12 protein-coding genes are annotated in these 15,035 nt (G+C 72.9%); 6 read left to right on the forward strand and 6 right to left on the reverse strand.

Annotation, left to right across the window (positions count from 1 at the left end; translation table 11 throughout):
- Positions 1 to 21: 21 nt before the first annotated feature.
- The gene (locus tag BM339_RS19225; protein ID WP_218163692.1) at positions 22 to 996 is read right to left on the reverse strand and encodes an alpha/beta hydrolase; all 975 of its coding nucleotides are present in this window, start codon (positions 994 to 996) and stop codon (positions 22 to 24) included.
- A 2-nt stretch (positions 997 to 998) separates the two neighbouring features.
- Positions 999 to 2,867 carry a hypothetical protein gene (locus BM339_RS19230; RefSeq protein WP_083597749.1) on the reverse strand — a complete coding sequence of 623 codons (1,869 nt, stop codon included), beginning with the start codon at positions 2,865 to 2,867 and terminating at the stop codon, positions 999 to 1,001.
- 220 nt (positions 2,868 to 3,087) lie between these two features.
- Between BM339_RS19230 and BM339_RS19235 the strand changes: the two genes are divergently transcribed.
- From BM339_RS19235 to BM339_RS19255, 5 genes are read left to right on the forward strand one after another with little or no spacing between them, the layout of a single operon-like run.
- Positions 3,088 to 4,104, forward strand: a complete 1,017-nt coding sequence (locus BM339_RS19235; protein ID WP_218163693.1) for a LacI family DNA-binding transcriptional regulator — start codon at positions 3,088 to 3,090, stop codon at positions 4,102 to 4,104.
- A gap of 1 nt (position 4,105) precedes the next feature.
- Positions 4,106 to 5,704, forward strand: a complete 1,599-nt coding sequence (locus tag BM339_RS19240) for an FAD-dependent oxidoreductase (RefSeq protein WP_218163694.1) — start codon at positions 4,106 to 4,108, stop codon at positions 5,702 to 5,704.
- Between the two features lie 15 nt (positions 5,705 to 5,719).
- On the forward strand, positions 5,720 to 6,970 hold the full coding sequence (locus BM339_RS19245) for an ABC transporter substrate-binding protein (protein WP_021598446.1): 1,251 nt from the start codon (positions 5,720 to 5,722) through the stop codon (positions 6,968 to 6,970).
- Entirely contained in the window at positions 6,970 to 7,911 is a 942-nt protein-coding gene (locus tag BM339_RS19250) for a carbohydrate ABC transporter permease (RefSeq protein WP_075021732.1), read from the forward strand. The genes BM339_RS19245 and BM339_RS19250 overlap by 1 nt, the downstream gene beginning before the upstream one ends.
- Entirely contained in the window at positions 7,901 to 8,731 is an 831-nt protein-coding gene (locus BM339_RS19255; protein WP_024935293.1) for a carbohydrate ABC transporter permease, read from the forward strand. The genes BM339_RS19250 and BM339_RS19255 overlap by 11 nt, the downstream gene beginning before the upstream one ends.
- A 156-nt stretch (positions 8,732 to 8,887) precedes the next feature.
- Here the strand turns inward: BM339_RS19255 and BM339_RS19260 are convergent, their stop codons facing one another.
- A complete protein-coding gene (locus BM339_RS19260) occupies positions 8,888 to 9,859 on the reverse strand; it encodes an asparaginase (protein ID WP_075021733.1) in 972 nt (323 codons plus the stop codon).
- Complete coding sequence (locus tag BM339_RS19265) at positions 9,859 to 11,283, reverse strand: cytosine permease (protein WP_021598450.1); 1,425 nt, start codon at positions 11,281 to 11,283, stop codon at positions 9,859 to 9,861. Before BM339_RS19265 ends, BM339_RS19260 begins: the two co-directional genes overlap by 1 nt.
- A 104-nt stretch (positions 11,284 to 11,387) precedes the next feature.
- On the opposite strand from BM339_RS19265, the gene BM339_RS19270 reads away from it, so the two are divergent.
- The gene (locus BM339_RS19270; RefSeq protein WP_075021734.1) at positions 11,388 to 12,944 is read left to right on the forward strand and encodes a PucR family transcriptional regulator; all 1,557 of its coding nucleotides are present in this window, start codon (positions 11,388 to 11,390) and stop codon (positions 12,942 to 12,944) included.
- Between the two features lie 40 nt (positions 12,945 to 12,984).
- On the opposite strand, the gene BM339_RS19275 is transcribed toward BM339_RS19270, so the two are convergent.
- A complete protein-coding gene (locus BM339_RS19275) occupies positions 12,985 to 13,851 on the reverse strand; it encodes a polysaccharide deacetylase family protein (RefSeq protein WP_075021735.1) in 867 nt (288 codons plus the stop codon).
- A 33-nt stretch (positions 13,852 to 13,884) separates the two neighbouring features.
- Positions 13,885 to 15,015 carry an oxidoreductase gene (locus tag BM339_RS19280; RefSeq protein ID WP_075021736.1) on the reverse strand — a complete coding sequence of 377 codons (1,131 nt, stop codon included), beginning with the start codon at positions 15,013 to 15,015 and terminating at the stop codon, positions 13,885 to 13,887.
- Between the last annotated feature and the right edge of the window lie 20 nt (positions 15,016 to 15,035).

The following is a 15,035-nucleotide window of genomic DNA, read 5'->3' on the forward strand; positions in this document are numbered from 1 at the left end:
TCCCGTCCGGCCTCCGCCGGGTCAGCGGTGCGGCGCGCCGTCCGAGCAGCGGGTGGCGGCGCGGAATGCGCGGTGCAGGGCCGCGACCTGCTCCGTGCGGGCGCGTTCGGCGAGGGTGGTGGCGGGGAGCGGGGCGTCGTCGAAGCCGTGGAAGGCGCCGGGCCACAGGTGGAACTCGACGGAGACGCCCGAGCGGACCAGGCGCATGGCGTAGTCGGCGCACTCGTCGCGGAAGACCTCCAGCTCGCCGACGTCCAGGTAGGCCGGTGGAAGCCCGGACAGGTCGGTGGCGCGGGCGGGGGCCGCGTAGGCGGGGACGTCGGGGCCGCCCGCGTCCGCGCCGAGCAGGGCCGACCAGCCGAAGACGTTGAAGGCGCGCGGCCAGGTGATCGCCTCGGTGAAGGCCTCGCTGGACGGGGTGGCGTCCCGATCGTCGAGCATGGGGCAGAGCAGCATCTGGAAGGCCAGGGGAGGGCCGCCCCGGTCGCGGGCGAGCAGGGCCGTGCCCGCCGCGAGGCCGCCGCCCGCGCTCATGCCGCCGACGGCCAGGCGCGCGGCGTCGATGCCGAGCGAGGCGGCGTTCTCCCAGGTCCAGACGAGCCCGGCGTAGCAGTCCTCCACCGGGGCCGGGTGGGGATGCTCGGGGGCCAGCCGGTAGTCGACCGAGACGGCCACCGCCCCGGTCTCGGCGACGTACCGTGACACCCGGGCGTCGTCCGACTCTGGGGAGCCGAGGATCATCCCGCCGCCGTGGATCCAGTAGAGGCAGGGGGCCTGCGGAGCGGCGGCCGGCGGCCGGTAGATCCGCACCCGGATCCCCGAACCGGGGAGGTCCCTGTCCTGGACCCGCACGTCCGGCAACGGTGGCGCGCCGGCCTTCCTCCGCAGTTCCCGCAGGTCGCGCAGCTCGTCCGGGGACAGGAGGGTGTAGTCGACCCGGGTGAGGGGCGACCGGGTCAGGGCTTCGCGCAGTTCGGGGTCCAGGTTCGGATGCATGGTCAGTATGAGAGCACGATGGACAGGTCGAGCCCCCCGTCGTGCTGGACGAGCAGGATGTGGGTGCGCCGGGCGCCGTCCAGCAGATGGACCGACGACGACCTGAAGCTCACCGTCCGCGGCCCGCCCCAGCGGAACCGGACGACGCCCCCGCTCCGGTGCAGGTCCAGGCCGTCGGCGGTGGTGGTGACCGAGCCGCCGTAGGGAGCCCTCGTCCCATCGGTGAAAACGACGGTGTCGGAGGCGCGCAGCACCAGCGGAATCTGCTCACCGGCCGCCGAGGCCGCGCGGACCGACCTGGTCAGCCGCCCGTCGGCGGCCGTCACGGTGGTGACCACCGAGGAGGCGGGGGTGCGGAAGCGGAAGGCGTAGGGGGAACCGCCGAGGAACTCGACGGGCTGGGGGCCGTCGGCGTCGGCGACCTGGCCGGGGAAGACCGTCGCCCAGCAGCCGTGGTCGTTGTCGTTCAGCGACTGGATCACCGTTCCGGCGACCGGATGCCACAGGAAGGCCAGACCGGTGCGGGAGACGGTGGTGGCCCGGCGCGTCCCGAAGTAGCCGCCGAGGTAGAGGTCGCGCCGGCGGAGGAAGAGGAACTCCTGGCCGAGGTCGGCGCGGCGCTCGGTGAAGTGCTCCGAGGCCAGGTACGGCAGCCGCGCGATCGCCTGGTGCTTGGCCTTCCGGGTCGCGAAGCGCTCGCCGTAGAACCCGTGGGCGATGATGCGCGGCGAGGTGTCCTGCTTGACGAGGGCCGGGATGGGCGCGGGGTCGGCGGCCCAGGCCGCCCGGGCGGCGGCGAGGTCCTCGCGCGCCGACAGGAACGCCCCGAGCGAGGGGACGTCCGGGACGAACTGCCCGTTCAGCGCGGTCCGCTCCGGATCTGGCCGCGTGTCCTTGTAGAACAGGGTGCTGGTGCGGGACGACGGCGCGATGTTGGTGATCCAGCCGGATCCGTCGGGCTCGCGCAGCATGTTGTAGCCGAGCCAGTCCGTGTAGGCGGACGCCATGGCGACGAGCCGCGGGTCGCCGCTCTGCCGCCAGCAGTCGGCCAGCTCGGGCAGCATCACCTCGAAGTTGTAGTTCATGTCGGCCCCCGTCTTCTCGTAGAAGAAGCCCGCGGGGCTCTGCCCGTCGGCGACCAGGCGGCCGATCGCCGCGGTGAACCGCGCGCGCAGGGCCGCGTCCGGGTCCTGCCTGAGGGCGAGGGCCGACCCGGCGAGCCCGGCGGTGACCTGGTTGGAGAAGGTCAGGTCGCTCTGCCAGGCGCTCCCGTTGGACGGGTCGAGGAGCCAGGTCATGGCCTTCCGCAGCGCCGCGGTGATCCGGGCGCGGCGGGCGGGCAGCGCGTTCGCCGACCGCAGCAGCGACTGGACCTTGCTGAGGTAGCCGAGCGCGAACCCCGTCGCGGCCAGGGAATGCTCGCCGGCGGAGTACTCCGGCCAGGAACCGTCGGGGTGCTGGAGCCCCAGATAGTGGCCGAGGGCCGCGTCGAGCCCCGCGAGGAGCGCGGGATCGCCGGCGTAGGGGTTCCAGGAGCGGGCCTTGGAGTAGAACCAGGCCAGGGTCAGCACGTGCTCCTGCACACGGGCGTTCGTGGCGCTGGTGGGCGTGCGCCACCAGCCGCCGGTGAAGAAGCCGTAGTCGGCGCCGGCGTCGGAGATGTCGTTGGTCATCGGGGCGAGCGACACCAGGTAGGACGCGACACGCTGCTCCGCCGGTGCGATGGCGACCCGCGCGACCGGGCCGAGCGGGGCCAGGTCGGGCAGCGAGCGCGCGGCGGAGGCGCGGCGCGCGGGCAGGGCGGTGAGCAGCGCGGCCGCTCCGGCTCCGGTCAGCAGACCGCGACGGCTGAGGTCTCGGGGGTTCAACACCGTGCCAGCTCCTCGGGGGGTGGTGCGGCGACCCTCGCCCTGGGTGACGGCGAAGGTCCGGCTGGCCGCTGAGTCTCACCCCCCCAAGATCGGTCGTCAAGGTGATAATGCGAATTACTACAGGGAAAATCAGCTCTTGACAGGTGCGGGAACGTCGTCTCAGACTGAGACCCGCCGACATGCCAATGCGCATTATCACCAGATTGGGCTGCTACCGACCGTGACCCCACCCAAGCGCCTCACGCAGCAGGACATCGCCCGGATGGCCGGCGTGAGCCAGACGACGGTGTCGATGGTGCTGAACAACCGCACCGACACCGAGGTGCGCATCGCCCCGGAGACCCGGGACCGGGTCCTGCGCGTGATCCGCGAGACCGGCTACATCGCCGATCCCGCCGCGCGCAGGCTCGCGGAGCGGCGCAACCGGATCATCGGCGTGTTCACCTACGAGGCGGTGTTCCCCTCGGCGAGCGCCGACTTCTACCACCCGTTCCTGCTCGGGATCGAGGAGCGGGCCGAGGACGCGGGGTGCGACCTGCTGCTGTTCACCAGTGCCAAGGCGGCCTCGGGGGAGCGGCGGCGGATCTTCAACGCCGACAGCCGGGTGCGGCTGGCCGACGGGTGCGTCCTGCTCGGCCGCACCGTCGACCGCGACGACCTCGCCCGGCTGCTGGCCGAGGGCTTCCCCTTCGTCTCGATCGGCCGGCGCGACGACGCGGGCGGCCCCGTCCCCTACGTCGGGGTGGACTACCCGCCCGCCGTCCGCGCCCTGGTCGAGCGGGTCAGGGCGCTCGGCCACACCCGGCTGGCCTATGTCGGGGCGGGGGAGGGCGGCGAGTCGCGGACCGACCGGATGCGCGGCTTCCGCGACGCCGCCGGTCCCGAGGCCCTGCACCTCCCCGTCGCGGAAGGCGGCCACGGCCGGATCCTGGACGAGCTGAGCGCGGCCGGCGTCACCGCCGTGTTCGTCGAGGAACCGGCCGACGGCGCCGGCCTGACCGAGGCCGCCGAGGCCCGGGGCCTCTCGGTCCCCGGCGACCTGTCGATCCTGGTGCTCGGCACCCCCGACCGGCGGCCCGGCTTCACCGGGTTCCGCATCCCGCGGCGCGAGATCGGCTGGCGCGCCGTCGAGCTGCTGACGGAGATCCTCGAACGCGGCGGAACGCCGCAGGAACTGCTGCCGTGCGAGCCCGTCGAGGGCACCACGCTCGCCGCCCCCCGCGACCGGAAGGCCTGACGTGCACGAGATCAACGCGGACGCGGTCGTTGTCGGCGGCGGGCTGGGCGGCGTGGCCGCCGCGCTGGCCCTGCTGCGGGCCGGACGGACCGTGGTCCTGTCCGAGGAGTTCGACTGGCTCGGCGGCCAGCTCACCAGCCAGGCCGTGCCGCCGGACGAGCCGTCGTGGGTGGAGGACTTCGGCGTCACGGCCTCCTACCGGGCGCTGCGCGAGGGCATCCGGCGCTACTACCGCGATCACTATCCGCTCACCGAGGCGGCGCGGGCGGCCCGCGAGCTCAATCCGGGCGGCGGCCATGTCAGCAGGCTGTGCCACGAGCCGCGCGTCGCGGTGGCGGTGATCGAGGCGATGCTCGCCCGCTACCGGGGGCCGGGCCGGCTGCGGGTGCTCCAGCCCTACCGGCCGGTCGCCGCCACCGCGGACGGCGACCGGGTCACCTCCGTGACGCTCGAGGGCGAGGCTGGCGAAGTGGTCGTCACCGGCGCCTACATCCTGGACGCGACCGAGACCGGCGAGCTTCTCCCGCTGACCGGGACCGAGTACGTCACCGGCTTCGAGGCGCAGTCCGAGACCGGTGAGCCGAGCGCCCCCGCCGAATCTCAGCCGCTGAACATGCAGGCCGTGTCGGTGTGCTTCGCGATGGACCACGTCGACGGCGACCACACGATCGACCGTCCCGCCTCCTACGGTTTCTGGCGCGACTACCAGCCGCCCTTCTGGGGCGACAGGCTCCTGTCCTGGCGCTGCCCGAACCCGCGCACGCTCGAGATCATGGAGCGCTCCTTCACGCCCAACCCGGACGATGACCCGCTCGCCGTCCTGGCCGACCAGCGGCTCAGCCCCGGCGACGGCAATCTGTGGACCTTCCGCCGGATCGCCGCCCGCCGCACCTTCCTGCCCGGCACCTACGCCAGCGATATCACACTGGTGAACTGGCCGATGATCGACTACCTGGAGGGGCCCGCCTTCGGCGTCCCCGACGCGGCGGAGCACCTGGCCGCGGCCCGCGAACTGTCGAGGTCGGTCCTGTACTGGATGCAGACCGAGGCACCCCGCCACGACGGCGGCACCGGCTACCCCGGGCTGCGGCTGCGCGGCGATGTCACCGGCTCCGCCGACGGCCTCGCCCAGGCCCCCTACATCCGGGAGTCGCGCCGGATCAAGGCGCTGTACACCGTCACCGAACAGGACCTGTCGCTGGCGGTGCGCGGCGACAAGGGCGCGGTCTCCTACCCCGACTCCGTCGGCATCGGGATGTACCGGATCGATCTGCACCCCTCGACCGGTGGCGACAACTACCTCGACGTCGCCTGCTCGCCGTTCGAGATCCCGCTCGGCGCGCTGATCCCCCGGCGCGTCGCCAACCTGCTCCCCGCGAGCAAGAACATCGGCACCACCCACATCACCAACGGCGCGTACCGCCTGCATCCGGTCGAGTGGAACGCGGGAGAGGCCGCGGGCGCGCTGGCCGCGTTCTGCCTGGACCGTGCCGCCACGCCCCACGCCGTCCGGGAGGACGAGGCTCTCCTGGCCGACTTCCAGCACCGCCTCGCCCGGGACGGCGTCAGCCTGCGCTGGCCCGAGATCGTCGGATACTGAGGAGACCCCCACCCCATGAGACTCCGCGCCCTCGCCGCCGTCGCGGCGCTGCTCGCCGCCACCGCCGCGTGCGGCGGCTCCTCGCAGGACGGCAAGGACCCGCACGCGCTGCGCATGACGATCTGGACCTCCAACGAGGCCCACCTGAAGCTGTTCAACGACATCGCCGCCGAATACAAGAAGACCCACCCCGACATCACCGAGATCAGGTTCGACCCGATCCCGGTCGAGTCCTACACCACCACTCTGACCACCCAGCTGGCCGGGGGGAACGCCCCCGACCTGGCCTGGATCCTGGAGAGCTCGGCACCCGACTTCGTGGCCTCCGGCGCGCTCGCCCCGCTCACGTCGAAGATCGAGAACAGCGCGGAGCTGGTGCCCTCCACCACCAAGCTGTGGCAGAAGGACGGCGAGCTGTACGCCTACCCGTTCTCCACCTCGCCGTTCGGCGTGTTCGTCAACACCGACGCGCTCGAGAAGGCCGGGCAGAAGTCCCCGCGCAAGCTGATCGAGTCGGGCGAGTGGACGTGGGAGAAGGTCGCGGCCGTCAACGCCGCCGTCGCCGCGAAGGGCGGCAACGGGCTCGTCATCCGCGACTTCGACTACAAGAACTGGGACAACCTCGCCTCGGTCTGGACGGGCTGGGGCGCCCGTGCCTGGAGCGAGGACGGGAAGACCTGCGGGTTCAACAGCCCGGAGATGACCGAGGCGATGACCTTCCTGCACAAGGCGATCTTCACCGACAAGGCGGTGCCGGGCCCCGGCACCACGGTCGACTTCTTCGCCGGCGACGCCGCCATGACGATCACCCAGATCTCCCGCGCGTCGCTGCTGAAGGACGCGAAGTTCGGCTGGGACCTGGTCCCGCTGCCGTCCGGCCCGAAGGGGGAGTACTCCGTGATCGGCCAGGGCGGGCTCGGCGTGCTGAAGAAGTCCGGGAACGCCGCCGCGGCCGCCGACTTCCTCGCCTTCTTCACCAACCGGGCCAACTCGGCCAAGCTCGCCGCCTACTTCCCGCCGCCGCGCTCCTCGCAGCTCAACGCCGAGACCCTGGCCAAGAGCAACCCGCTGCTCAAGCGCGACCAGCTCGACAAGGTCGTCGTGGCGGGGATCGGCAAGGGCGTCGTCAAGCCGAGCCACACCGGGCAGGCGGAGCTGGCGCAGACCGTCCGGGCGGAGCTCGACCCGCTGTGGAGGCCCGGCGCGGACGTGCGGCCGGTGCTCGACGGTGTCTGCGCGAAGATCCAGCCGCTGCTGGGATCGTGATGGTCGCGACCCGGCCGCGGACCCGGGAGGCGGCGGCCGAGGCCGCCCCCGGGGGCTCCTTCTGGACGATCAGGCGCCGCGACAACCTGGTCGGCTACCTGATGGCCGCGCCCCAGCTCGTCGGCACGGCGCTGTTCGTGCTCGTGCCGCTCGGGCTGGTGTTCTGGTACAGCCTCCACGAGTGGAACGTGCTGGCCGGGACGTTCGAGTTCACCGGCGGCGAGAACTACCGCAAGCTCGCGGCGGACCCGTCGCTGCGGTCGGTGCTCGGCGCGACCGCGCTGTTCTCGGCCGGGCTCGTCGCGCTCAACCTGACGCTCGCGCTGGCGCTGGCCGTCCTGCTCAACCAGCGGCTGCGCGGGACCGTTCTCTTCCGGACCCTGTTCTTCTCACCGGTCGTGGTCTCGCTGGTCGCCTGGACGATCGTCTGGCAGTTCCTGCTCCAGTCCAACGGCGGGGTCAACGGGCTGCTCGACTCGGTCGGGGTGACCGGGCCGAACTGGCTGCGCGGCGGGTCGACCGCGATGGCGTCGGTCGTGGTCGTCCAGGTGCTGAAGAACGTGGGGCTGAACATGGTGCTGTTCCTCGCGGCCCTCCAGGGCGTCCCGCGGCAGCTGTACGAGGCCGCCGCGCTGGACGGGGCCGGCGCGTGGACCCGGTTCCGGCGGATCACGCTGCCGCTGATCAGCCCGACCGTCCTGCTGACCTCGATCATCACGATCGTGGGGTCGCTGCAGGTGTTCGCGCAGATCGCGGTGCTCACCCAGGGCGGTCCGGGGACGTCGACGACCGTGCTCGTCTACTACCTGTACCAGCAGGCCTTCCAGTTCCACCACTTCGGGTACGGGGCCACCCTGTCGGTCCTGCTGTTCGCGATCGTCGCCGCGCTGACCCTCCTGCAGTGGCGGATGCGGCGGAAGTGGGTCTTCCATGAGTCCTAGAACGAGACTGTCCCTGTACGGGCTGATGTGCCTGCTGTGCGTGCCGTTCGTCTTCCCGACCTGGTGGATGGTCACCGCCTCGTTCCAGCCGGCCGCGGAGGTGTTCGCGTTCCCCTCGTCGCTGCTGCCCGGCCGGTTCGACCTCACCGCGTACCGGCAGGCGTCGGAGCTCCAGCCGTTCGCCCGGCAGTACTTCAACAGCCTGTACATCGCGCTGGTCGTCACGGCGGGGACGATGGCCGTGTCGTCGATGGCCGGATACGCCTTCGCGCGGATCCGCTTCCCTGGGCAGAACGTCCTGTTCGTGGTGGTCCTGACCGGGCTGCTGATCCCGAGCGAGGTGACGATCGTCCCGCTGTTCCAGATGTTCCAGAAGGCGGGGATGGTCGACACGCACTGGCCGCTGATCCTCGTGCCGGTGCTGGGGGCCCCGAGCGTGCTGGCGACCTTCATCATGCGGCAGTTCTTCGTCAGCCTGCCCGACGAGCTGGAGGACGCCGCCCGGGTGGACGGCCTCGGCCGCTTCGGGACCTTCCACCGGGTCGCGCTGCCCCTGGCCAGGCCCGCCCTCGGCGCTGTGGCGATCTTCACCTTCCTGCACTCCTGGAACCTCTACCTGGAGCCCGTGGTGTTCCTGTCCTCGAAGGACATGTTCACCCTGCCGCAGGCGCTCACCCAGTTCGTGGACGCCTACGGCGGGCCGATGTGGAACGTCCAGCTGGCCGCGGCGACGATGTCGACCCTGCCGATCCTGGTGGTGTTCGTCCTGGCTCAGCGCCAGTTCATCGAGGGCCTGGCCCATTCGGGCCTGAAGGGCTGAGCCGCCGGACGGCGAACGCGAGAGCGGTCAGCCGCCGCGGGCGGTGGCCGGGCTGGTCCACAGGCCCGGCCACGCGTCGCGCTCCAGACGGGTGGGAGCGTTTGCGGTCATAACTCGTGGGACGGCACGGGGAGGGGTGTGTTCGTTCACGCATGTTCACAGGTATTGACCGAGGTGGGGGCGTAGGCGGTCCAGCGCCTTGGCGGGGTGGGGCTCGGCGGCGAGGGCGGCCATGAGCAGGAGCCGGGCCTTGGGGGCGTTGAGGGACCCGGCGAACACCGCGCCGGCCTTGGCGAGGTCGGCGCCGCCGCCGGCCCCGTACACCGGGGTCGCCGGTCCCTGAGCGCAGCGCGAGGTGACGAGCACCGCGATCCCCTCGCGGAGGCAGGTCTCCAGCTCGCGCAGTACGCCCGGGGTGGGATTGCCCGTGCCGAGGGCCTGGACGACCAGACCGCGGGCGCCCGCGGCCCGGCAGGCGGCGATCTGCACGCCGTCGGCGTCCAGGAACACCGGGACGATGTCCACGCGGGCCTCCAGGTCGCCCAGTTCGGTGAGCCGGAAACCGTCCGGCCGGGCCGGCGGACGGCGGACGTCCACGTGGGTTCCCCGTACCAGGCCGACCGGGCCCTGCCCCGGCGAGGCGAACGCCTCCAGCGCGAGCGTGTGGGCCTTCGTCGCGTACCGGGCGGCATGGATCTGCCCGCCCATGGTGATCACAGCGCCCATGCCGCGGGCCCGTGGATCGGCGGCGACGCGCAGGGCGTCGGCGAGGTTGCGGGGGCCGTCGGCGTCCGGCGCGGACGCGTGCCGCTGGGCGCCGGTGAGCACCACCGTGGACGCCGGCGGGAGGACGAGGTCGAGCAGGTAGGCCGTCTCCTCCATGGTGTCGGTGCCGTGGGTGACCACGACGCCCTCCACGGCGGGGTCTTCCAGCTCCGCCAGGATCCGCCGGGCGAGGCGGAGGACGTCCGCGCGGGTGAGGTTGAAGCTGTGCGCCAGCATCACCTCGTGGACCCGGACCGCCTGGCCGGGGACGAGCTCCGCGCCGTGGACGGCCACCCGGACATCGCCGTCCGGGGAGGGCAGGGAGGCGATGGTGCCACCGGTGGTCAGGACGCTGACGCTCATCAGGAGACCCTCTCGGCCGACACCGCGGCGTGCGCCGCCCGCCCGCGGGCACCGCGGGCCAGTGCGAAGTAGAGCCCGCCCGCGACCAGGCCGCCCGACAGCCAGGAGAAGTCGGTGTCGCCCAGCGTCCGCGCGATCGGCCCCTGCAGCGCCGGGACCGTGCCGAACTGCCACGCCCAGCCCGCCAGCAGCCCGGCCGCCAGGCTGACCATCGCCCTGCCGTTGACGCCGCCGTCCCGGTAGAGGGCCGCGACGTCGATCCGGCCGCGCCGGAGGACGAAGAAGTCGACGAGCACGATCGCCGCCCACGGACTGATCCAGACCAGGATGGACACCATCCAGTGGTCGAACGCCCGCGCGAAGCTGTCGGCCTGCACGAACACCGCCAGCACGGCCGAGGCCACGATCCCGGCCACCAGGGTCAGCTTCCACCGGGCGATCCGGATGCCGACCGACAGCGCGGCGAGCGAGCACGAGTACAGGTTCAGGATGTTGGTCGCCACCGGCCCGTGCATGATCAGCAGCAGGATCGGCACCGCCATGATCCCGAAGGACTCCGCCACCAGGCTGGAGGGGTCGGTGCCGCCGCCCGCGCTGGCCAGGCAGGCGCCCAGCGCGGCGAGCCACACGGTCGGGACGTACATGCCGAGCGCGGTGGACCAGAACACCGACCGGTCCGGGGCCGTGGTCCGCACGAAGCGGCTGTAGTCGGCCGAGTAGGGCAGCCAGCTGATGCCCCAGCCGATGCCGATGGCGGTGAGCAGCTGGGTGACCGCGGTGAACTTGTCGGCGGACGTGGTCGCGGTGCCGGCCGTCCAGTTCGGCTCCGCCTGCGCCAGCGCCAGCCCGGTCATGATCAGCATGACGACGACGGTGGCCGGGACGGTGTACTTCTCGAACGTGCGGATGGCGTAGAACCCGTACAGGGCCAGGACCAGCTGGGCGGCCATGATCAGTCCGGCGACCAGGTACCTCGTGCCGGTGCCGCCGTGCACGCCCAGCCGGGCGAGGATCGCGATCACCAGGTCGAGGACCACCCAGGTGTTGACCCCGACCCATCCCATGGTGAGCAGCCCCTGGATCAGGCCGGGGACGATCGCGCCGCGCCGGCCGAAGGGCCCGCGCCCGAGGACCATCTGGTTCACGCCGGTGCGGTGGCCGATGACGTTGAACAGACCGAAGATCGCGCAGCCCACCAGGTTGCCGAGCGCGACGACCGCCAGGGTCTCGACGAGGCTCAGCCCGAGGGTGACGCCGAGGGCGCCGAGCACCCAGTTGATCGGCGCGATGTTGGCGCCGCACCAGATCCAGAACTGCTGCCAGGGCGTGGAGTCCCGGGATCCGGCCGGAATGGGCTCGATGCCGTGCTCGTCGAAGCGCACCGGCTCAGGCCGGTCCGCGTGCGCGGGGTCGTTGATGGACATGGTTCCTCCGTCCGTGACGTACCGCACACGAAAGCACCGCTGCACCTCGGCCAGAAGTAGAGGAAGCTCTACCATCAGATGGTTTCACTGGATAGATTCACAGGGTGTTCACGCTGAATTCCCTGCTGGACGATGAGTCCCTCCAGCTTCGGGTTCTTGTTCCGGGCCCGCCGGGGGCACTGGAGGAGCAGGTCGCCTGGGTCCACAACACCGAGCTGCCCGACCCCTCGGGCTACGTCCGCCGGCGCGAGCTGGTGCTGACCAACGGCCTGTGGGGCGACCGGATCGCGGCCGCCGGGTTCGTCGCCAACGTCCGGCGGGCGCGGGCGGCGGGCATCGTGTTCGGCCTGCGCCCGGAGCGGCGCACCACGCCGGGCGAGCTGGTCGACGCCTGCCGGGACGCCGGCGTGCCGCTGCTGGAGATCTCGACGGAGGTGCCGTTCACCGCGATCTCGGAGGCGGTGGCCACGCGCTACGCCGAGGAGCGCCAGGGCGCGCTGGTCGGGATGGTCCGCCGCGGCGACGCGCTGGCCACGGCGATCTCCCGGGGCGCGGGCGCCTCCGGGGTGCTGCGGATCCTGCGCCGCGACCACGAGCTGCCGCTCGCGGTCATCGACCGGATGGGGCGCCTCCTCGCCTCGGCCGGGGCGGAGCTGAGCGCCGAGCAGCTCCACACGGTGGCCACCGGCCTGACGCGCCGCCCCCCGCCCCTGGAGCTTGACCTGGGCCCCGCCGGGCGGGCGGCGCTGTACCTGGTCGGCGCCGTCGGCGACGTGGACGCGGCGCTGATCTGCCTGCGTCCGGTGAGCGCCCTGACCCGCACCGAGCAGGACGCGCTGGACCAGGCGGCCCGCTTCCTCAGCCTGGAGGTCGCCAAGCAGCAGGCCGTGCAGGCGATCGAGCTGCGGTTCGCCAGCGAGCTGCTGGAGATGGTGCTGTCGGGCGGCAGCCGCGCCGCCGAGGTCCCCGGCAGGCTGCGCGCGTTCGGCGTCGATCCCGAGGGGCCGCTCGCGGTGTGGACGACCGCGTTCGCGGGAGCGGAACCGACCGTCCCCGGGCTCGCGGAGGTGGTCGGCGAGTTCTTCGTCTCCGCCGGGATCCCGGTGGTGGTCGCGGCCGGTTCGCAGGACGTGGTGACGGTCCTGTCGTGGCGGCACGACGAGGGCGAGGCGGCGCCCCTCGCCCGGCGGCTCGCCGCCGCCGTGGCCGGCCGGTTCCCGGGTCACCGCCCGGTCGTGGGCCTCGGGGGAACCGGCCGGGGACCCGCGGGGCTGCGCGAACCCCTCGTCCGGTCGCGCGAGGTCTGCAGGGCGCTGCGGCACGCCGGCGGCGGGCCCGGCGTCCGGTCCTTCGCCGAGCTCGGCACCCACCGGCTGCTGCTCGGCATGCAGGACGCGGACACCCTGCGGACCCTGGCCGACGGCGTGCTCGCACCGATCCGCGAGCGCGACGCCAGGCGCGGCGGCGAGCTGGAGGCCACGCTGCGCGCCTTCCTGGACCACGACGGCCACTGGCAGGCCACCGCCGCCGCGCTGAGGATCCACGTCAACACGCTGCGCAACCGGCTGGCCAAGATCACCGAGTTGACCGGCCGCGACACCGCCCGCACCGCCGACCGCGTCGACCTCTTCCTCGCCCTGCAGGCCGCCGACATGGTCTGAGCCTCACGCCGGGGCGGCACGGCCGGGGCGGCACGGCCGGTCAGTGCGGGTAGACGTCCGCGTCCACCTGGGGCGGGCGGTGCGGGCGCCGCCCGACCCCGGGGTCGGCGAGCGCCGCCTCCGCCACGTCCCTGCAGCGGGCGAAGCTCACGTCGCCGCACTCGCGCGCGTACTCGATGAACTGCCGCAGCGCCAGCGCCCGCCCCGGACGCCCGGACAGGAACGGGTGCACGCACAGGTTGAACAGGCACCGGTAGTGCCGCATGCCGTCGAGCTCGGCACGCCACAGTTCCAGCACCTTGCGCGGTGACTCGATGACCGACCCCACGTCGGGCTCGGGCAGGAAGGCGTACTGCTCCCAGTCGTCCAGCGACCAGTGCACCGGCAGCTCGACGATCTCGCCGGCGGCGGCGCTCACCCGGTACGGCCGGTCATCGCCCATCAGGGACGAGTCGTAGCGCAGCCCGTACTCGGCCACCAGCTCCGTCGTCAGCCAGGACGCCTCCCACAGCGCCGCCCGGTGCCCGGTGATCTCGATCCCCTGCTCGCCGAACACCTCCAGAGCGCGCACGAAATCCGCGCGCTCCTCCTCCGGGGTCATCGACGCGGCCGGCCGGTGGGCGTAGGAGTGGTGCGCCACCTCGTGGCCGCGCTCGACGATCGAGGCGGCGAGCCCGGGCCGCCGCTCGGCCACCCAGCCCGGCACGAAGAAGGTCGCCGGCACCTCCATCTCGTCCAGCAGGCCGAGGATGCGGGGCAGCCCGACGTCCGGCCCGTAGGCCTGGTGCGACATGGTGCCCGCGTGCGAGGCGTACCGGCCGCCCCGGGCGAGGACCGGGGTCTCGGCGTCCACGTCGAAGCCCAGCGTCACGACCGCGGCCGCCCCGCCGTGCCAGCCAGCGCTCATGTCCCGGCCCCTCCCGTCGTCCCGCCCGCCGCCTCAGGCCTCCGCACCGGCCGCCAGCCGCCAGCGCCGGACGTTGTCCAGGGTGACCATCGGCGACAGCATCCCATGGTCGAAGCGCTCCGGCGCCTTCCCCGCCGCCAGGCGCCGCGGCAGGTCGGGGTGGACGAGGGCGCCCCTGGCCACCGAGACGAAGTCGGCGTGGCCGTCCCCCAGGACCTGCGCGGACAGCGCGGCGTCCTGCATCCCGCCGTTGGCGATCACCGGCAGGCCGCTCACCCGGCGGGCCAGCCCGGTGATGGTGAGCCCGCCGGCCAGCCGCGCGGTGTCGAGCCAGTTCCGCCCCTCGCTGGCGATGTGGAGGTAGGTCGCGCCCGCCTCGGCCAGCGCGGCGAAGATCACTTCCGCGTCGTGGGAGCCGCCGGGCCAGCGGTACTGGAAGTCGTTCACCTTGGTCTGCGAGAGCCTGACACCGACGCACCGGTCCGGTCCCACCTCGGCGCGGATCGCCGCGACGACCTCCGCCGTGAGCCGCACCCGGTTCGCGACCGGCCCGCCGTAGGAGTCCTCCCGCAGGTTGGTGTAGTCGGTGAGGAACTGGTCCAGCAGGTAGCCGTTCGCGGCGTGGACCTCCACCCCGTGGAAACCGGCCCGCTCGGCGTTCACCGCGGAGGCGACGAACCCCTCGACGGCCTCCTTGATGTCGGCGGAGCCCATCTCCCTGGGCGCCGGCCAGGGGCCGTGCCCGCCGTACTCGGGCATCTTGACCCCCTTCGGCACCACGGCGGACGGCCCCGCGGTCTCGTCGCGGTAGGGGTTGCCCTGCGACAGCGCGCCCGCGTGCATCAGCTGGGCGACGATGGACCCGCCGGCCTCCCGCACCCCCGTGGTGACGTCGCGCCAGGCGGCCGCGTGCCGCTCCGACACCAGACCGGGCTGGTTGAGGTAGCCCTGGCTGTAGACGGCGTCGGTGTAGATCCCCTCGGTCACGACGAGCCCGAAGCCGCCGCGGGCGAACTCGCCGTAGTACTCGGCCATCTCGGGCGTCGGTGTGCCGTCCGGCGCGGCCGACACCCGTGTCATCGGCGCCACGACCAGCCGGTTGGCCGTCCGCAGGTCGCCGACGCTTCCCGGCTCCAGCGCCGGATGCGTTGCCGTGGTGCTCATCCTTCGTCTCCTTGCTCGTG

The sequence above is a fragment of the Actinomadura madurae genome, from assembly GCF_900115095.1.
GTDB lineage: Bacteria > Actinomycetota > Actinomycetes > Streptosporangiales > Streptosporangiaceae > Spirillospora > Spirillospora madurae.